We start from the raw sequence: 18,229 nt of genomic DNA on the forward strand, positions 1-18,229 counted from the left end.
TGGGCGTTTTTGCGAAACTTTTTCGGAGGTCGGAGACCACGGCGGCGGCCGAGCAGGCCGTGAACGAGCCCTCCGCCAGCGACGTCGAGGCGACGGAGAGCGCGGAAACCGAGACCCCCGAGACCGCCGAGGCCACCGAAGCCGGTGAGGCGACCGAGGCTCCCGAACCCGGGGCGAGTGAGAAGGACGAGGAGAACGCGGAGGCCGCCGGCATCCCCCACCAGCAGTCCGCCGAAGCGGCCGCCGACAGCGAGGCCGGTGAGAGCGCCCACACGTAACTGTCCCGCCAGGGAAGGTGGACCATGGGTCTGATGGACAATCTGAAAGCCAAGCTCGGCCCGGCCAAGGACAAGGTGTCGGACCTCGCGCAGCAGCACGGGGGCAAGATCCAGCACGGCATCGACCGGGCCGCGAAGGTCGTCGACGAGAAGACCAAGGGCAAGTACAGCGACAGGATCCAGACGGGCACGGGCAAGGCGAAGGGCGCCATGGACCGGCTCGCGCACAAGGGCGGCGCCGCGGCCGACGGCGGCGCGGCCACCCCGCCGACCCCTCCCCCGGCCACCCCGCCCCAGGGCCCGCCGCCCACTTCCTGACCCCGGCCCGCCATGGCCGGGGGCGTCAGGGCCCCGGCCGCAGGCGCACCAACGGACGGCTGCGCACCCTCATGGTGCGCAGCTGTTCGGCATGTGCCCTCACGTCGCCTGTGTCCGGCGCTAGGACCAGGTGGCGACCAGGTAGCCCACGCCGTACGGCGCGTCCTCGTACAGCAGCGCCCCGGACAGGTCCGCCTCCCCTGCCGCGCCCGCCAGCACCTGCCACGGGGCCCGCCCGGATGCCTGCAGCTCGTCCGCGAGCCGCGCGTCCAGTGCCCGCAGCGCCGCCACGTCCGCCGCGCCCAGCGCCCGCGCCACCTCGGCGTCGAAGGGCGCCGCGCGTTCGTCGAGGTAGCCCGGCGCCTTGACGGTGCGGCAGGCGCTGGCGTCGCCCATCACCAGCAGCGCGATCCGTTCGGCGCGCCCGGCGAGGTCCGCGCCCAGCTCGGCGCACCGCTGCGGCGCCAGCGTCCGCGCCACGGCCAGTCCCTCGATCGGGGCGTCCGCCCATCCGGTCCGCCCCAGCAGCCAGCCGGCCACCGCGAGCGAGAGGGGCAGCACGGGCCCTGCGGCCGCGTCCTGGCCCTCGCCGAGGGTTACGTCGACGTCCACGCCGAGGCCTCGGAACGAGCCCCGCGCTCCCTGCGGGTACGACCCCGCCTCCTCGGCGGCGCCGACGACGACCAGCCGGTCGGGGCGGGCGGCCGCGAGGACACCCAGCGCGTCGGTGCAGGCGGCACGGGCGGCGTCCAGCTCGGGAGCGGCGCCCGCGGCGACCTCGGGCACGAGGAGCGGCGGGCAGGGGCAGACGGCAGCGGCGACAAGCATGATCAGCAGATTACGCGGTCCGTGCCGGAGGACGCCTCCAGCCGTCGACGGCGACCCGGGCCGGGGACGGTTCGTCGCGCGGCAGGCCACCGAGCCGGATCGGGCCGGTTCCGTCGCGGCCGCAGGTCAGTCGCAGCCGCAACCGCTGCCCGTGGCGACCGGCAGGGGCGCGGGCGCGCCGATCTTCGGCAACCCCAGCATCACGCCGACCGGCTTGGCCTGCTCGGCCTCCTGGCGCTTCTGCCAGGCGTCGCCCGCGCGGGTGCGGCGCACGTCCAGCACCGGGCCCTCGGCGAGGAGGTGATGCGGCGCGGCGTACGTCACCTCGACGGTGACGACGTCTCCGGGGCGCACCTCCTGCTCCGGCTTGCTGAAATGGACCAGGCGGTTGTCGGGGGCGCGGCCGGACAGGCGGCGGGTGGCGTCGTCCTTGCGGCCCTCGCCCTCGGCGACCATCAGCTCCAGCGTGCGGCCGACCTGCTTCTTGTTCTCCGCCCAGGAGATCTCCTCCTGGAGGGCGACCAGCCGCTCGTAGCGCGCCTGGACGACCTCCTTGGGGATCTGGTCCTCCATGGTCGCGGCCGGGGTGCCGGGCCGCTTGGAGTACTGGAAGGTGAAGGCCTGCGCGAAGCGGGCCTCGCGGACCACGTGCAGCGTCTGCTCGAAGTCCTCCTCGGTCTCGCCGGGGAAGCCCACGATGATGTCGGTGGTGATCGCGGCGTCCGGGATGGCGGCGCGGACCTTCTCGATGATCCCGAGGTAGCGCTCCTGGCGGTAGGAGCGGCGCATCGCCTTCAGGACGGTGTCCGAACCGGACTGCAGCGGCATGTGCAGCTGCGGCATCACGTTGGGCGTCTCGGCCATGGCGGCGATGACGTCGTCGGTGAAGTCACGCGGGTGCGGGGAGGTGAAGCGGACCCGCTCCAGGCCCTCGATCGTCCCGCAGGCGCGCAGCAGCTTGCTGAAGGCCTCGCGGTCGCCGATGTCGGAGCCGTAGGCATTGACGTTCTGGCCGAGCAGGGTGATCTCGGAGACGCCCTCGGCGACCAGGGCCTCGACCTCGGCGAGGATGTCACCGGGGCGGCGGTCCTTCTCCTTGCCGCGCAGCGCGGGGACGATGCAGAAGGTGCAGGTGTTGTTGCAGCCGACGGAGATCGACACCCAGGCCGCGTAGGCGCTCTCACGGCGGGTGGGCAGCGTGGAGGGGAACGCCTCCAGCGACTCGGCGATCTCGACCTGCGCCTCCTCCTGCACTCGGGCGCGCTCCAGCAGGACGGGCAGCTTGCCGATGTTGTGCGTGCCGAAGACGACGTCGACCCAGGGGGCCTTCTTCACGATGGTGTCGCGGTCCTTCTGCGCGAGGCAGCCGCCGACCGCGATCTGCATGCCCGGCCGCTGGGCCTTCCTCGGCGCGAGCCGGCCGAGGTTGCCGTAGAGCCGGTTGTCGGCGTTCTCCCGGACGGCGCACGTGTTGAAGACCACGACGTCGGCGTCACCGTCGGAGCCCTCGGGGGCGCGCACGTATCCCGCGTCTTCGAGCAGGCCGGCGAGCCGCTCGGAATCGTGGACGTTCATCTGGCACCCGTAGGTGCGTACTTCGTAGGTCTTGACGTCCACTGCGGGGCTCCGGTCGCTGCTGCTCATGCCATACAGGGTAGGCCGTTCCCGGACCACCCCGATCCGGCCTGTGGACAACGGGACGCGGGACCTGTGGACAAGGGGCCGCCGGGCCGGTGGGCGGGCAGCCGCCGGGCCGGTGGGCGGGCAGCCGCGAGCCCCGGGGGCGACGGGCCGCGGGGCCGGTGGGCGAGCGGGGCTCAGGGGTCGACGAGGCCCGCTCGGATCGCGTAGCGGGTCAGTTCCAGGCGGTCGCGCAGGCCGAGCTTCTGCAGGATGTTCGCGCGGTGCCGCTCGACCGTCTTGACGCTGATGAACAGCAGGTCACCGATCTCCTTGGAGGTGTGCCCCTCCGCGACCAGCTTGAGGATCTCCTCCTCGGGATCGGTCACCGTCAGGTCCGGTTCCGACTCGAGGATGAGGCGCACGCCCCGCCGTACGAGGGTGTGGTCGTCGGCGAGCAGCACGCGGACGGGGCGGACGGTCACCGGGGGCCTCCCGCGTCAGGGTGCGTCGTGCCCGGCAGTGCGCCGGCACGGTGCGGTACGCGCAGTCGTACGTCCGTCCCGCCGCCCGGCGCCGCTGCGACGCTCACCTCGGCGCCGACCAGCAAGGCCCGCTCGCGCATGCCGCTGATGCCGGCACCCTCGGTCGCCCCGGTCGTGCCCCGGCCGTTGTCCCGCACCAGCAGCTCGACGCCCGCGGCGTCGGCGCGCAGGCGCAGCTCGGCACGGTCGGCACCGGAGTGCCGGGCGGTGTTGGTGAGGGCCTCCTGCGCGACCCGGTACAGCACGAGTTCCGTCTCCCCGGGCAGCGGCGTCAGGTCGGCGGCGAGGTCGTGGTGGACGGTCAGCCCGTGCCCGGTGAACTCGGCGGCGAGCGAGCGCAGCGCGCTGTGCAGCCCCAGTTCCTCCAGCACGGCGGGCCGCAGGCGGCGGGCGACGCGGCGGATCTCGTCCAGCCCGGCGCGGGTGGCCTCCTGGGCCTGGCCTACCTCCTCGCGCAGCTCCGCAGGGACCCGGTCGGCGACGACTGCGGGGTCAGCCCCTGACTACCTCAGGCCGCGCTCTCACCCCCCGGCTCCCATCCCTGCCGGCGCAGCACGCCCGCCACGTCCGGTGCCTCGTAGCTCTCCCCCTTGAGCACCTTGCCGTCGGCCCGGCGGGAGACCTGGCCGACGGGGCCGAGCTTGGTCATGTTGGAGCGGTGGATCTCGGCGATCACCTGGTCGAGGTCGATGCCGTGCACCAGCGCGGTGCCGTACGCGACGTAGACGACGTCTGCCAGCTCGTGGGCGAGCTTGTCGAGCGGTCCGGTGACCGACACCTCGGCGACCTCCGCGGCCTCTTCCGCGAGCAGTTCACCGCGGTGGGCGGCGAGCGCGAGCGGCACCTCGGTGGGCCTGCTGCGGGCGTCGAGACCGAAGGCGAGGTGGAACTGACGGACCAGGTCGGCGGGGGAGGTACTCATACGGGCGACTGTAACGGGCGCCACTGACAGCCTCGCTCCGCCCGCCGCCCCTGGTCAGCACGGCGCAGGGCCTGGCAGGATCGCGCCCATGTCCAAGCTCCTCCCCCGTATCGGCAGGCGCCGGGCCCTGACGGGCGCGGCCGCCGGCGTCGTGACGCTCGGCCTGCTGCTGTGGTGGCTGCTGCCGCTGGGCGAGGAGCCACCGAGCGGATCGATCACCGTCAGCACGGGCACCCCGAGCGGGGTCTACCAGGACTACGGCAAGCGGCTGCGCACCGCGCTCGCCAAGGACATGCCGCAGCTCAAGGTGCGCCTGCTGACCAGTGACGGCTCGCAGGAGAACGTCACGCGCGTGGCGCGCGGCCAGGCCGACTTCACGATCGCCGCGGCCGACGCGGTGGAGACGTACGAGGTGAACGGCGGCCAGGGCGCCGACCGGCTGCGCGGCGTCGCCCGCCTGTACGACGACTACGTCCAGCTCGTGGTCGCCCGCGACTCGGGCATCCACTCGGTCGCCGATCTGCGCGGCAAGCGGGTGGCCATAGGCCCGCCGGAGTCGGGTGTGCGGCTGATCGCCGACCGGGTGCTGCGGGTGGCGGGCATCGACGCGGACAAGGACATCACGCCCGAGGCCGACGGCATCGGCAGTGCGCCGAAGCGGCTGCGGGACGGCGCGATCGACGCGTTCTTCTGGTCGGGCGGTGTGCCCACCGACGGGGTACGGCAGCTCGCCGGTTCCTTCCCGATCCGGTTCGTACCGATCGGGCCGGATCTCGTCGCGCGGCTGCACCGCGAGGGGGACGCCTCGCGCTACTACCGCGCCACCAACATGCCGGAGTCGGCCTACCCCACCGTGCAGAACGGCGCGGCCGTCCCCACCATGGCGGTCTCCAACCTGCTGATCACGCGCGCGGACATCGATCCACGGCTGACCGAGTGGGTGACCCGCACGGTCATCAAGAGCCGCGACGGCATCGGCGCGCATGTGCACTCCGCGCAGCTCGTGGACCTGCGCACGGCGATCTACACGGACCCGCTGCAACTCCACGAGGGCGCACGGCGGTACTACCGCTCGGTGAAGCCGTAGAGCCGCCGACCGTCACCGCACTGGCCGCTCGATGAAGCCGTAGAGCCACCGCCCGCACCCGCCGCTCCGTGGTGCAGCAGCAGAGCCACCGCCGCTCCGTGCAGCCGGTCGCCACCGGCCGCACCCACCGTCCCTTCAGGCGGGCGCCGCGTCCTGTGTGGACGCCGGCTGCGGGGCGTGCCGGGGCACCGTCACCGTCACAGCCAGGCCGTGCGGCTCGTGGTGGCCGTAGGAGATCGAGCCGCCGCCCGCCGCGAGCAGCGCGCGGGTGATGGACAGGCCGAGGCCGGAGCCCTTGACGTTCTGGTGCCGGCCGCTGCGCCAGAAGCGGTCGCCGACGCGGGTCAGTTCCTCGTCGGTGAGGCCGGGGCCGTTGTCGGTGACGACGACGGTCACGGTGTCGCCGCCCGCCGCGACCGCCACCTCGACGCGCTCCCCGGCGGGCGTGAACTTCACCGCGTTGTCGATCACCGCGTCCAGCGCCGACGACAGCGTCACCGGGTCGGCCCAGCCGGTCGTGGGCGGGCAGTCGCCGACCAGGCGTACGCCCTTGGCCTCGGCGGTGGGCGCCCAGGCCGCCACGCGCTCGGCAGCGAGCGCACCGATGTCGGTGGTCTTCATGTCCGCCTCGGCGTGCTCGGCGAGCGCCAGGTCGAGCAGGTCGTCCAGGACCTGCGCCAGCCGCTTGCCCTCGGCCTGGACCGAGGCGATCTCCGTATTGCCCTCCGGCAGTTCGAATTTCAGCAGTTCGATGCGCAGCAGCAGCGCCGCGAGGGGGTTGCGCAGCTGGTGCGAGGCGTCCGCGACGAAGGCGCGCTGCTGCTCCAGCACATCCTCGACGTGGTCCGCCATCTCGTTGAACGACTTGGCCAGCCGCTGGAGTTCCGGCGGCCCGCCGGCCGCCGCCACCCGGGACTTCAGGCGTCCGGTGGCGATGTCGTGGGTGGTGGCGTCCAGCACACGGACGGGCTTGAGGACCCAGCCGGTCAGCCGGAGCGCGGCGCCGACGGCGAGCAGCATCGCGGCGACGAGGCCGGCGCCGATGACCAGCCAGCCGCGCAGGATCCGCGAGCGCATCTCGCCGGTGGGCGAGTCGGTGACCACCACGGCGACGACGTCCCCGTCGCGGATCACCGGTGAGGCGACGACGAGCCGGCCGCGCTGCCAGGGCCAGACCTGCTGCGGGTCGTGGCTGCGCCGGCTGAGGAGCGCTTCCTCGAAGGCGGCCCGGACCTCGCCCGTACGGGGGAGGAAGAACCCGGCGGGGGCGTGCGCCATGGGCGTGTCGGTGCGGTAGAAGACGCCGGCGCGGATGCCGTACACCTCGTAGTAGCTGGCGAGTTCGTGGCTGAGGGTCTCCAGCCGTTCGTCGCCGGGGTTGCGGTCGATGGTGGCGGCGGTGTCGACGTACTGCGCGAGGGCCGCGAAGCGTGCGGTGTCGTCGATCCGGTCGACGACCACTTTCTGCTGCTGGCCGGCCGCCACGCTGACGGCCAGCGGGATGCCGAGGGCGAGCAGGACGGCCGCCATGAGGACGATGAGCAGCGGCAGCAGGCGTGTGCGCAACCCGTCCCCGCTAGGCGGCCGGGGCGACGAGGCGGTAGCCGACGCCGCGTACGGTCTCGATGAGGGCCGGCATACGCAGCTTGGCGCGCAGTGAGGCGACGTGCACCTCCAGGGTCCGGCCCGTTCCCTCCCAGCTGGTGCGCCACACCTCGCTGATGATCTGCTCGCGGCGGAAGACCACGCCGGGCCGCTGCGCGAGCAGCGCGAGCAGGTCGAACTCCTTGCGGGTCAGCTGGACGACGCTGCCGTCGACGGTGACCTGACGGGTGGGCAGCTCGATGCGGACCGGACCGAGGTGGACGGCGGTCCCGGTGCTGTCGGTGGTCTCCTCGGCGGCGGGGCGGCGCCGGCTGACGGCGTGGATACGGGCGAGGAGTTCCCCGGTGTCGTACGGCTTGACCACGTAGTCGTCGGCGCCGAGGTTGAGGCCGTGGATGCGGGAGCGCACGTCGGAGCGGGCGGTGACCATGATCACCGGCGTGGCGGTGCGCTTGCGGATCTTGCTGCACACCTCGTAGCCGTCCTGGTCGGGCAGACCGAGGTCGAGCAGGACGACACCGAAGCCGGGACCCTCCGGGACGAGCGCCTGCAGCGCCTCCTCGCCGTTGCGCGCGTGCGTGACGTCGAAACCGTGCCGGGCCAGGACCGCGGACAGTGCGGCGGCGACATGGTTGTCGTCCTCGACGAGCAGCAGTCTCATCCCGGCCTCCTCCGATTCATCAGGCGTACGGTTTGTCTGAGTAACAACGCGTGCACGCGCGCGTGCACCATGGCAGTCACGCTGATGGACGAGGACGGCGTCAAGAGGGTTCCGGTTGGTCCGGGCTTTAGTTATCCGGCCGATACGTGTCCAGGTCGCCCGCCGGTCCCCGGTGCTACGACATGTGTCCGATTGCTATCGGATCGTGATGCTCAGATTCCCCTCAGATGTAATGACGCTGGTCGAGGCTGGTTACTACATTCCTCCGAAACCGAGGAGGACGGAGCCTGAGAGCCATGACCGAAGTATCGGTGGCCAAGCAAGACGTGGCCCCCACCGACGAACTCGTCGTCCTGAAGAGCGTCAACAAGCACTTCGGCGCGTTGCACGTGCTCCAGGACATCGATCTGACGATCGCGCGTGGCGAGGTGGTCGTGGTCATCGGACCCTCTGGGTCCGGTAAGTCCACCCTGTGCCGCACCATCAACCGCCTGGAGACCATCGACTCCGGCTCGATCAGCATCGACGGCAAGCCGCTGCCCGCCGAGGGCAAGGCCCTGGCCCGGCTGCGGGCCGATGTCGGCATGGTCTTCCAGTCCTTCAACCTCTTCGCGCACAAGACCGTGCTCGAGAACGTGATGCTGGGCCAGATCAAGGTCCGCAAGGCCGACAAGAAGCAGGCCGAGGAGAAGGCGCGCGCCCTGCTGGACCGGGTCGGCGTGGCCACCCAGGCCGACAAGTACCCCGCGCAGCTCTCCGGCGGCCAGCAGCAGCGCGTCGCGATCGCGCGGGCGCTGGCCATGGACCCGAAGGTGATGCTCTTCGACGAGCCGACCTCGGCGCTCGACCCGGAGATGATCAACGAGGTGCTGGAGGTCATGCAGCAGCTCGCCCGCGAGGGCATGACGATGGTCGTCGTCACCCACGAAATGGGGTTCGCACGTTCGGCTGCAAACCGCGTGGTGTTCATGGCGGACGGCCGGATCGTCGAACAGGCTGCGCCCGACCAGTTCTTCAGCAACCCGCGCAGCGACCGGGCCAAGGACTTCCTGTCGAAGATCCTGCACCACTGATCCGGCCACGCGCCCGACGCGCCGCCCAGCGCCCCGCATCGTTCCTCACGCAAAGGATGTCCACCATGAAGCTCCGCAAGGTGACCGCCGCCTCGGCCGTCGTTCTCAGCATCGCCCTGTCCGCCACGGCGTGTGGCGGTGGCAGCAAGGACAACTCGTCGTCCTCGTCGAGTGGTGGGGGCAACAAGATCAAGATCGGTATCAAGTACGACCAGCCGGGTCTCGGCCTGAAGGAGCCGAGCGGCGACTTCGCCGGCTTCGACGTGGACGTCGCCACGTACATCGCGGGACAGCTCGGCTACAAGCCGGACCAGATCCAGTTCGTCGAGACCAAGAGCGCCGACCGCGAGAACGCCCTCTCGCGCGGTGACGTGAAGTTCATCGTGGCCACGTACTCCATCACCCCGAAGCGGCAGGAGAAGGTCGACTTCGCCGGTCCCTATCTGCTGGCCCACCAGGACCTGCTGATCAAGAAGGACTCGCACATCAACAAGGGCACGGACCTCAACGGCAAGAAGCTGTGCTCCGTGACCGGCTCCACCTCGGCGCAGAACGTCCAGCAGAAGATCGCTCCGAAGGCCCAGCTCAAGGAGTACGGCGGCTACTCCGAGTGCATCGCCGGCCTGCAGAGCGGCGCCGTGGACGCGGTGACCACCGACGACTCGATCCTCGCGGGCTTCGCCGCGCAGGACAAGTACAAGGGCCAGTTCAAGCTCGCCGGTCTGAAGCTGAGCAACGAGAACTACGGCGTCGGTGTGAAGAAGGGCGACACCCAGCTGGTCGACAAGATCAACAAGGCGATCGAGAAGATGGAGAGCAGCGGCGCCTGGGAGGCGGCCGTGAAGAAGAACTTCGGCCCGGCCGACTACAAGAACGAGCCGGCTCCGAAGATCGGCCAGATCGTCAAGTAACGCGGCCCACCGCAGTCAGCTCGGGGTCCCCCTGGTGTGCGCCGCCGCCCGTCGCCCTGCCGGCGGCGGCGCGCCCCGCCCTCCACGTACGTCATCCACCCGGAAGCGCGGGAGATCGTGTTCGACTTTCTTGAAGGCTACGACGTCCTAGGGGCGTTCTGGATGACGGTGAAACTCACCGTCTTCTCCGCCGTGGGCTCCCTGATCTGGGGCACCCTGCTGGCCGCGATGCGGGTCAGTCCGGTTCCGCTGATGCGCGGGTTCGGCACCGCCTACGTGAACATCGTCCGGAACATCCCGCTGACGGTGATCATCGTCTTCTCGTCGCTCGGCCTCGCCGACATCTTCGGGGTCACCCTGGGCGCCTCCGACGACTTCAAGCTCCAGGGCTTCCGGCTCGCGATCCTCGGTCTGGTCGCCTACACCGCGGCCTTCGTCTGCGAGTCGATCCGCTCCGGCATCAACACGGTGCCCCTCGGCCAGGCCGAGGCGGCCCGCGCAATCGGGCTGAACTTCACCCAGACGCTGCGGCTGATCGTGCTGCCGCAGGCCTTCCGGTCGGTCATCGGCCCGCTGGCCAACGTGCTGATCGCCCTGACGAAGAACACCACGGTTGCCGCCGCCATCGGTGTGGCGGAGGCCGCCTCCCTGATGAAGTCGATGATCGAGAACGAGGCCCAGACGCTCGCCATCGGCGCCGTCTTCGCCTTCGGTTTCGTAGTCCTGACCCTGCCCACGGGCCTCATCCTCGGCTGGCTCGGCAAGCGACTGGCGGTGAAGCGATGAGTTCCGTCCTCTACGACACGCCCGGGCCCAGGGCCAAACAGCGCAACATCCTTCTGTCGGTCGTCTTCTTCGTCCTCCTGGCCCTGCTGGTCTGGTGGATCTGGCAGACGATGGACGACAAGAACCAGCTCACGAGCGCTCTGTGGAAGCCGTTCGTCCAGGGCGACACGTGGACGACCTACCTGATCCCGGGCCTGGGCAACACCCTCAAGGCGGCCGCGCTCGCCATGGTGATCGCCCTGCCGCTGGGCGCGTTCTTCGGCATCTCACGCCTGTCCGACCACCGCTGGGTACGTGTGCCCTCCGCCGTGGTCGTGGAGTTCTTCCGGTCCATCCCGGTGCTGCTGCTGATGCTGTTCGCGAACGAGCTCTACTCCCGCTACACGAACGTCACCAGCGAGGACCGGCCCTTCTACGCCGTCGTCACCGGTCTGGTGCTCTACAACGCCTCCGTGCTCGCGGAGGTGGTCCGTGCGGGCATCCTGTCCCTGCCCAGGGGCCAGAGCGAGGCGGCCTACGGCATCGGTCTGCGCAAGACCCAGACGATGACCAGCATCCTGCTGCCGCAGGCTGTCACGGCCATGCTGCCGGCGATCGTCAGCCAGTTGGTGGTCATCGTGAAGGACACCGCGCTGGGCGGTGTGATGATCGGCTACAACGAGCTGCTGAACTCCCGCAGCACCCTCGCGGCCAACTTCGCCAACGTCATTCCCAGCTTCATCGTCGTGGCGGCCATCTACATCGTGCTGAACTTCATCCTGACGTCCTTCGCGAGCTGGCTGGAGGGCTACCTGCGGCGCAGCAAGCGCAGCACGGGTGCGGTCCTCAGCGCGGAGGACATGGAGGAGCTGAACCCGGCGGCGGTGGGCGGCACCTTCGGCACCGGCGGTGAGGGCGGTGGCCCGGCCGGCTTCACTCACACCGGCGGCAAGAAGCCATGACGGCCGATCAAGCAGCTTGACCCAGACGGAGGCAGTGGCGTGATCGCCACTGCCTCCGTCACTTGACGCAAGCTTCGGCAATGGGTTGCATACGTTCTGTGATCGTGCACCCTGCTCCGACCTGTTGTTCACATACGTCCCCGAGGACACCGCTGCGAGCAGGGGGCGCCGCGCCGTGGACCCGGTGATCATCGCCGGAGCGGGGCCCGTGGGGCTCACGCTCGCCCTGGCGCTGGCGCGTCAGGATGTGCCGTCGGTCGTGCTGGACGAGGGCCCCGGCAAGGACGAAGCCCGGCTCGCCCGCACGGTCGTCCTGCGCGAGGACACCGCCGCCCTGCTTCAGCGGCTCACCGGGGTGCCGCTGGACGAGGCCGGTCTGCGTTGGGCCGGATGGCGGTCGATGCGGCGCAGGCAGGTGATGCGCGAGATCGCCTTCGACGACGACACCGAGCCCGCTCCCGTGCACATCGCCCAGCACGTCCTGACCGGCGCCCTGCGCGATGCCCTCGCCGGTCAGCGCCTCGTCGAGATCGCCACGGACAGCCGCCTGGACGCCGTCGAACAGGAGCCCTCCGGCGTCACCGCGCACACCCGCGGCCCGAACGGCACCTGGTGGCGCGGCAGTTTCCTCGTCGGCTGCGACGGCCCCCGCTCCACCGTGCGCAAGCTGGCGGACATCCGTTTCCCGGGCCGTACGGCGGTGGAACGGTACGCCGTGGCCGCGCTGCGCACCGAACTCCCCTGGGACGGCGAGGCCGTACTGCACCGTCTGCCGCCGTGGCGCACCTCCGGCCCGACCGCCGGCGAGGTCACCGCCCGGCCGCTGCCGGACGGTGTGTGGCGGCTGGACTGGCTGCTGCCGCCCGGCAAGGACCTGGTCACGCCGGAGATGCTGGTCGCCCGCATCCGAGAGACCCTGGCCGGCTGGCACGCCGGCGCCACACCGCCGTACGACCTGCTGGACACCGGTGTGCACACCGTCCACCACCGCCTCGCCCGCCGCTGGCGCTCGGGCCGGGTCTTCCTCGCCGGGGACGCCGCCCACCTGCTGGGGGCCCTCGGCACCCAGGGCCTGGACGAGGGACTGCGCGACGCCGACAACCTCGCCTGGAAGCTGGCGCTGGCCTGGCACCACGGACCACGCGAGGCACTCCTCGACAGCTACCAGACGGAGCGCCGCGGCGCCGTCGCCGCCCGGCTGCGCGCCGCCGACCAGGTCCTGCCGCTGCTGCGGGGCGGCGGCGGACTGCGGTCGTACGTCCCCGGCGCGACCCGCGGAAACGACGCCCTGCTCACCGACGGCCACCTGGGCCGCGGCCCGCTCGGCGAGACGGCCGACTACTCCGGCTCCCCGCTCGCACCCCGGCACCTGGGGGCGGAGGTCCCCGTCGCCACCGCGCCCGGCGCTCAGGTCGCCGACGTGCTGGTCACGGCGGAGGACGGCTCCTTCGTGCCGCTGCGCGACCGGCTCGGCCGCGGGGCCCTGCTCGTCGTCCTGATCGCGCCCGGCACCGGCGTGTGGGAGCGCAAGCACTGGGTCACGGCCGGGATCATGCCGCGGCTGGCCGCCGCGGTGACCGCTCTGCCGCATCCGGCGGAACTGCTGGTCGCCGAGGAGTACCCGGGTGCCGCCGCCCACACGGTGCTGCTGGTGCGGCCCGACGGCCACCTGGTCACCGCGCTCAGCGGAGTACGCCCGGCCGACCTGTACGCCGCCGCCGAGGCCGCCTTGGGTGGACCGGCGCGGGCCGAGGCGACGGCGGGCTCCGCCGCGAAGTGACCCCGCTCGCCGTCACAACCCGCACGCCTCACGGACGGATCCCGCTCGCCGTCACTGTGCGCCCGCATAGTGACGGTGAGTTGACCGTCCCGGACCGTCGTGGTGTACTCCGGAGCGTGACCGACACCGATGTGCGCCTGTGGCGGAGGGTCCATATGGACCTGCTCCGGTACGCGGGCTGCGTGTGTCGTCCGTCCTGCTGAATTCGCATCCCCCTCTTTTCTCTGCCGCGCGCGCCGTGCCCGTCGTGCCGTCGCGCGCTGCCGACGCGAACGCTCAACAGGACGGTGCCCGTGTCTGTCTTCCCCTCGCTCCCCTCTGCCCTGAACAACGTCTCCGCCGCCGCTTCCGTGCCCACTCAGGCGGATCTTCTGGAATTCGTCCGGCGTGCGGCCGCCGACACCGCGCTGATCGACTCGCTCCCGCTCGACCCGGAGGGCCGCACCTGGGTGCGCCTCGAGGGGCCCGGTGGCAGCGAGGCCTGGCTGATCGGCTGGCCGCCCGGCACCGGCACCGGCTGGCACGACCACGCCGAATCGATTGGTGCCTTCGCCACCGCTCGTGGTGAGCTGCGGGAGAACGCGCTGGCGGCGCGGCTGCCCACCGACGGCTGGAAGACGCTGGAGCTGACCGACGGGGTGGACCGGACCCGGCAGCTGTCCGCCGGCCTCGGCCGCTCCTTCGGCCACCACCACGTCCACGAGGTGCTCAACCAGTCCACATCCGAGCACGCCGTCTCCGTGCACGCCTACTACCCTCCGCTGCCGCTGATCCGCCGCTACAGCCGGACCGGTCAGGCGCTGCGCCTGGAGCAGGTCGAGCGGCCGGAGGACTGGCAGTGAGCGAGGCTGTGGGCATCGACGCGCTGCTGGAGCGGGTGCGCGCCGGGTACGCGCGTGTGGAGGCGCGGGAGGCGTACGAGGCGGCCGGCGCCGGTGAGGCACTGCTGGTCGACATCCGGTACGCGGCCCTGCGCGAGCGGGACGGTCTGATCCCGGGCGCGGTCGTCGTCGAGCGCAACGAACTGGAGTGGCGCCTCGACCCCCAGGGCAGCCACCGCCTCCCCGAGGCCACTCGTCACGATCTGCGGATCGTGGTGATCTGCAACGAGGGCTACGCCTCCAGCCTGGCGGCCGCCTCCCTGCACCAGCTCGGCCTGCACCGGGCCACGGATCTGGTCGGCGGCTTCCAGGCCTGGCGGGCGGCGGGACTGCCGGTGACGCCACCGGAACGGTGAGAGCGGTACGGCGGTGAGAACAATAGGGCGGTGGGAGTGTTACGGCGGTGCCGGACCCGTACGGAGTCCGGCACCGTGACCCTGTGGTCAGGGACCGGGCCGTGGGGACGTCGGAGTCCATAAGTCCAGTACCGGGACGACGTCAGAGTCCTCCGTCGTCGAGGAAGTCCGTCTCCTCGCCCTCCTCCTCGAGCGCCTGCCGGACCACGCGCAGGGCCATGCCCTCCGGGTAGCCCTTGCGGGCGAGCATGCCGGCGAGGCGGCGCAGGCGCTTGTCGCGGTCGAGGCCGCGGGTGGCCCGCAGCTTGCGGGCGACGAGGTCCCGCGCGGTCGCTTCCTCCTGCTCGCTGTCCAGCTGCGCCACGGCCTCGTCGATCAAGGCCGAGTCGACGCCTTTGGTGCGCAGTTCCCGGGCGAGAGCGCGCCGGGCCAGGCCCCGGCCGTGGTGCCGGGACTCCACCCAGGCGTCCGCGAAGGCGCTGTCGTTGATCAGTCCGACCTCTTCGAACCGCGACAGCACCTCCTCGGCGGCCTCGTCCGGGATGTCGCGCTTGCGCAGGGCGTCCGCGAGTTGCTTGCGGGTGCGCGGGGTCCCGGTGAGCAGGCGCAGGCAGATCGCCCGTGCCCGCTCGACCGGGTCCCCCGGAGGCTCCCCCTGCTCGGCCCTCGACAAGGAAGAGGCGCCCCCGTCCTCGGCGGACGGCTCCGGCTGCTCGCCGAAGCCGCGCCGCCGACGCCCGCGGCCGCCGCGCGTCCCCCCGGTACGCGCGCCGTCCCGTGCACCGCCGGCGCGACGCGGCTCCCCGCTGTCGTACCCGGCGGCGTCGCCGTACCCGGGGTAGTCGTCGCCCCCGGTGCCGTCCGTGGTCCGGGCCCGGCCCACGCTCTGCCTCTCTGCCTGCTCATCGAGGGCGTCGAGGTGGGCGTACTCGACCCAGTCGGTTCGTCGTGTCACGGGTCAGCTCTTGGCTGCGGCAGCCTTGGGCTTGGTGACCTTGGCAGCTGCCGGGGCGGGAACCGCCTTGGCCGCGTCGCCGGCCGCCGCGGGGGCGACCGTCGCGTCCGCGCCCGGCTGCGCGGCGGGCTCCTCCGGGCGGACACCCACGCCCAGCTTCTCCTTGATCTTCCTCTCGATCTCGTTGGCCAGGTCGGGGTTGTCCTTCAGGAAATTGCGCGCGTTCTCCTTGCCCTGGCCGAGCTGGTCGCCCTCGTACGTGTACCAGGCGCCGGCCTTGCGCACGAAGCCGTGCTCCACGCCCATGTCGATCAGGCCGCCCTCGCGGCTGATGCCCTGGCCGTAGAGGATGTCGAACTCGGCCTGCTTGAAGGGCGGGGCCACCTTGTTCTTGACGACCTTGCAGCGGGTGCGGTTACCGACCGCTTCCGTGCCGTCCTTCAGGGTCTCGATGCGGCGGATGTCGATACGCACCGAGGCGTAGAACTTCAGCGCGCGGCCACCGGTCGTGGTCTCCGGCGAACCGAACATCACGCCGATCTTCTCGCGGAGCTGGTTGATGAAGATCGCCGTGGTCTTGGACTGGTTGAGCGCGCTGGTGATCTTCCGCAGCGCCTGGCTCATCAGACGGGCCTGCAGACCGACGTGGCTGTCGCCCATCTCGCCCTCGATCTCCGCACGCGGTACGAGCGCGGCGACGGAGTCGATGACGATGAGGTCGAGCGCACCGGAGCGGACCAGCATGTCCACGATCTCCAGCGCCTGCTCGCCGTTGTCCGGCTGGGAGAGGATCAGGTTGTCGATGTCGACGCCGAGCTTCTTCGCGTACTCAGGGTCGAGGGCGTGCTCCGCGTCTACGAAGGCGACCTGGCCGCCGGCCTTCTGCGCGTTGGCCACCGCGTGCAGGGTCAGGGTCGTCTTACCGGAGGACTCCGGGCCATAGACCTCCACCACACGGCCGCGCGGCAGGCCGCCGACACCGAGGGCGACGTCGAGTGCGGTCGACCCGGTGGGGATGACCTCGATGGGCTCGTTCGGCCGCTCGCCCAGGCGCATCACGGCGCCCTTGCCGAATTGCCGTTCAATCTGTGCGAGCGCGGCGTCGAGCGCCTTCTCGCGGTCGGTACCTGCCATGGGTTCCACCCGGTTTGCTTGAGTCGATCGCTTCACGTCAAAGACGCTAACGCCTGCCACTGACAACGCGCCCCGACGCCGGTTCGGCCTGTGGATAACCCTGGGACACACCCGCACGAAGTGGGGCGAAATCCCCTCCGCTGAGCCTCGCCGGAGCCTCCATATGAATGGATGTTCGATTTTGGTGTCAAGCGCGCCACGCGGCACCTCCGAGCGTACGCCCGCGCTCCCGCACCACCCCGGACCACCACGAGCGGCCGAACCCGGATCGCCGCGAGCTTCAGGGAGCCGGGCCGAGCTCCGGCCGCGGACCGCTGCTCCCCGCGGCGTACGCGCGATGCCTCCGGCGGTACGACGACGGCCCGCCCAGCGGCCGCGAAGCTCGGTCGCATGGACGACAGGTCGGCACAGGCACACGACATCCACCGCGGCACACCCCCGGCCACGACTCGCGCCGCTGCTCCGACACCTGCCGTCGACCGGCTCTGTCTGGTCACAGCGGCCGCCCTGATCGTCTCGGGGCTGGCGCATCTGCTGGTCTTCGCTGTCGACGGCGGCGCCTGGTACGGGCCGGTCTCCTGGCGGAAGCCGGTGACCTTCGGGCTGTCGTTCGGCGCGACCCTGCTCGCCGTCGCCTGGTTCACCTCGTACGTCAGCGTGAGCGCGCGGCTGCGGTCCGCGCTGCTCACGGTGTTCGCCCTGGACTGCGTGGTGGAGGTCGGCGGCATCACACTGCAGGCGTGGCGGCGGGTCCCCTCCCACCTGGACATGGAGACGCCGTTCGACACGGCGGTCTCGATGACGCTCGCGGTGGGCGGCGGCGTGCTGGTCGTGGTGCTGACCGTCTTCGCGGTCGCGTCCTTCCGGCGGCGCCCGTCCGGCCCGGCGGGCATGCCGCTCGCCCTGCGCTCCGGTTTCGTGATCCTGCTGGTGGGCCTCGCCTCGGGCGCGGCGATGATCGCGCGCGGCGTCGTGCTCACCCGGACCGGACATCAGGAAGCGGCCTATCACTCGACGGCTCCGCTCAAGCCGCTGCACGGGGTGAGCCTGCACGCGGTCCTGCTACTGCCGGCGCTGGCCTGGCTGCTGGCGCGCACGCCGTGGGACGCGGCGGTCCGCAGACGGATCGTGGCGATGGCGGTCGGCGCCTATGCCGCGGCGGTGGCCGGGACGGCGGTATGGGCGCTCGTCACGTACTAGCTGTATTGACCTGAAGCGTTGTTGACGCGGCTGATCGGTGGGTGACCGCTGAGTGCGGTGTGGCAGCGATGGTGGTTGTAGGTGTGCAGGAAGTCTGCCAGGGCGGCGGTGCGTTCGTCGTTGCTGGCGTAGGGCCGCTGGTAGGCCCACTCATCGAGCAGGGTGCGGTTGAAGCGTTCGACCTTGCCATTGGTCTGCGGCCGGTAGATGCGGGTGAGCTTGCCGACCGCGCCGAGGTCGGCAAGCGCCTGCCGCCAGGCGAAGCTCTTGCGGTAGGGCCAGGCGTTGTCCGTCAGGACGCGTTCGATCCGGTCGACGCCGCAGGTGGCGAAGAAGGCGGCGGCCCGG

General features: G+C 71.4%; 20 protein-coding genes and 2 pseudogenes. 12 read left to right on the plus strand and 10 right to left on the minus strand.

The annotated features are described in order from the left end of the window. Positions 1-59 precede the first annotated feature (59 nt). Entirely contained in the window at positions 60-278 is a 219-nt protein-coding gene (locus tag ACF1GV_RS32590; protein ID WP_391687958.1) for a gliding motility protein, read from the plus strand. A gap of 24 nt (positions 279-302) precedes the next feature. After that, positions 303-596, plus strand: a complete 294-nt coding sequence (locus ACF1GV_RS32595; protein ID WP_391687961.1) for an antitoxin — start codon at positions 303-305, stop codon at positions 594-596. Positions 597-716: 120 nt separating this feature from the next. Here the strand turns inward: ACF1GV_RS32595 and ACF1GV_RS32600 are convergent, their stop codons facing one another. From ACF1GV_RS32600 to ACF1GV_RS32620, 5 genes and pseudogenes are all read right to left on the minus strand, one after another. Beyond that, positions 717-1,424, minus strand: a complete 708-nt coding sequence (locus ACF1GV_RS32600; protein ID WP_391687964.1) for a class III extradiol dioxygenase subunit B-like domain-containing protein — start codon at positions 1,422-1,424, stop codon at positions 717-719. 126 nt (positions 1,425-1,550) lie between these two features. After that, complete coding sequence (gene miaB / locus ACF1GV_RS32605; protein WP_391687967.1) at positions 1,551-3,068, minus strand: tRNA (N6-isopentenyl adenosine(37)-C2)-methylthiotransferase MiaB; 1,518 nt, start codon at positions 3,066-3,068, stop codon at positions 1,551-1,553. Positions 3,069-3,241: 173 nt separating this feature from the next. Continuing rightward, positions 3,242-3,430: pseudogene (locus tag ACF1GV_RS32610) on the minus strand (response regulator transcription factor); the annotation flags it as partial. Positions 3,431-3,525: 95 nt separating this feature from the next. Further along, a pseudogene (locus ACF1GV_RS32615) lies at positions 3,526-4,071 on the minus strand (sensor histidine kinase); the annotation flags it as partial. A gap of 26 nt (positions 4,072-4,097) precedes the next feature. Next, positions 4,098-4,511, minus strand: coding sequence for a MazG nucleotide pyrophosphohydrolase domain-containing protein (locus tag ACF1GV_RS32620; protein ID WP_391687970.1), 414 nt, complete (start codon positions 4,509-4,511; stop codon positions 4,098-4,100). An 88-nt stretch (positions 4,512-4,599) separates the two neighbouring features. On the opposite strand from ACF1GV_RS32620, the gene ACF1GV_RS32625 reads away from it, so the two are divergent. Continuing rightward, complete coding sequence (locus ACF1GV_RS32625) at positions 4,600-5,598, plus strand: TAXI family TRAP transporter solute-binding subunit (protein WP_391687973.1); 999 nt, start codon at positions 4,600-4,602, stop codon at positions 5,596-5,598. Between the two features lie 135 nt (positions 5,599-5,733). Here ACF1GV_RS32625 and ACF1GV_RS32630 read toward each other — a convergent pair whose 3' ends face one another. Both ACF1GV_RS32630 and ACF1GV_RS32635 read right to left on the minus strand, forming a co-directional pair. Continuing rightward, positions 5,734-7,164, minus strand: a complete 1,431-nt coding sequence (locus ACF1GV_RS32630; protein WP_391687976.1) for an ATP-binding protein — start codon at positions 7,162-7,164, stop codon at positions 5,734-5,736. A 10-nt stretch (positions 7,165-7,174) separates the two neighbouring features. Beyond that, on the minus strand, positions 7,175-7,864 hold the full coding sequence (locus ACF1GV_RS32635; RefSeq protein WP_363266280.1) for a response regulator transcription factor: 690 nt from the start codon (positions 7,862-7,864) through the stop codon (positions 7,175-7,177). A gap of 296 nt (positions 7,865-8,160) precedes the next feature. Between ACF1GV_RS32635 and ACF1GV_RS32640 the strand changes: the two genes are divergently transcribed. The 8 genes from ACF1GV_RS32640 to ACF1GV_RS32675 all read left to right on the plus strand — a co-directional run bounded on the left by ACF1GV_RS32640 (position 8,161) and on the right by ACF1GV_RS32675 (position 14,592). Next, positions 8,161-8,937, plus strand: a complete 777-nt coding sequence (locus ACF1GV_RS32640; protein ID WP_391687980.1) for an amino acid ABC transporter ATP-binding protein — start codon at positions 8,161-8,163, stop codon at positions 8,935-8,937. A gap of 65 nt (positions 8,938-9,002) precedes the next feature. Beyond that, positions 9,003-9,848: a glutamate ABC transporter substrate-binding protein gene (locus ACF1GV_RS32645; RefSeq protein WP_391687983.1), complete on the plus strand. Its 846-nt coding sequence runs from the start codon at positions 9,003-9,005 to the stop codon at positions 9,846-9,848. A gap of 117 nt (positions 9,849-9,965) precedes the next feature. Then, entirely contained in the window at positions 9,966-10,634 is a 669-nt protein-coding gene (locus ACF1GV_RS32650) for an amino acid ABC transporter permease (RefSeq protein ID WP_391687986.1), read from the plus strand. Then, positions 10,631-11,575: an amino acid ABC transporter permease gene (locus ACF1GV_RS32655; RefSeq protein WP_363266284.1), complete on the plus strand. Its 945-nt coding sequence runs from the start codon at positions 10,631-10,633 to the stop codon at positions 11,573-11,575. Before ACF1GV_RS32650 ends, ACF1GV_RS32655 begins: the two co-directional genes overlap by 4 nt. A 175-nt stretch (positions 11,576-11,750) precedes the next feature. After that, entirely contained in the window at positions 11,751-13,355 is a 1,605-nt protein-coding gene (locus ACF1GV_RS32660) for an FAD-dependent monooxygenase (protein ID WP_391688041.1), read from the plus strand. 131 nt (positions 13,356-13,486) lie between these two features. Continuing rightward, complete coding sequence (locus ACF1GV_RS32665; RefSeq protein ID WP_310851512.1) at positions 13,487-13,558, plus strand: putative leader peptide; 72 nt, start codon at positions 13,487-13,489, stop codon at positions 13,556-13,558. Between the two features lie 90 nt (positions 13,559-13,648). Next, on the plus strand, positions 13,649-14,197 hold the full coding sequence (locus ACF1GV_RS32670) for a cysteine dioxygenase (RefSeq protein ID WP_391687989.1): 549 nt from the start codon (positions 13,649-13,651) through the stop codon (positions 14,195-14,197). Next, complete coding sequence (locus ACF1GV_RS32675; protein WP_391688044.1) at positions 14,188-14,592, plus strand: rhodanese-like domain-containing protein; 405 nt, start codon at positions 14,188-14,190, stop codon at positions 14,590-14,592. The genes ACF1GV_RS32670 and ACF1GV_RS32675 overlap by 10 nt, the downstream gene beginning before the upstream one ends. A gap of 142 nt (positions 14,593-14,734) precedes the next feature. Here ACF1GV_RS32675 and recX read toward each other — a convergent pair whose 3' ends face one another. Together recX and recA are read right to left on the minus strand one after the other, a co-directional pair. Further along, positions 14,735-15,547, minus strand: coding sequence for a recombination regulator RecX (gene recX, locus ACF1GV_RS32680; RefSeq protein ID WP_391687992.1), 813 nt, complete (start codon positions 15,545-15,547; stop codon positions 14,735-14,737). A 3-nt stretch (positions 15,548-15,550) separates the two neighbouring features. Then, a complete protein-coding gene (gene recA, locus ACF1GV_RS32685) occupies positions 15,551-16,681 on the minus strand; it encodes a recombinase RecA (RefSeq protein ID WP_391687995.1) in 1,131 nt (376 codons plus the stop codon). Positions 16,682-17,071: 390 nt separating this feature from the next. Here recA and ACF1GV_RS32690 point away from each other — a divergent pair, with 390 nt between their 5' ends. Continuing rightward, positions 17,072-17,881 (plus strand): hypothetical protein, encoded by an 810-nt coding sequence (locus tag ACF1GV_RS32690; protein ID WP_391687997.1) that lies wholly within the window; start codon positions 17,072-17,074, stop codon positions 17,879-17,881. Here ACF1GV_RS32690 and ACF1GV_RS32695 read toward each other — a convergent pair. Next, positions 17,878-18,229, minus strand: a 352-nt coding sequence (locus tag ACF1GV_RS32695) for an integrase core domain-containing protein (RefSeq protein ID WP_391688000.1), incomplete at its 5' end; no start/stop codon positions are given. The two genes, ACF1GV_RS32690 and ACF1GV_RS32695, sit on opposite strands and share 4 nt — an antisense overlap.

It is taken from the genome of Streptomyces sp. NPDC014006 (assembly GCF_043088925.1).
In the GTDB taxonomy this organism is placed as follows: Bacteria; Actinomycetota; Actinomycetes; order Streptomycetales; family Streptomycetaceae; genus Streptomyces.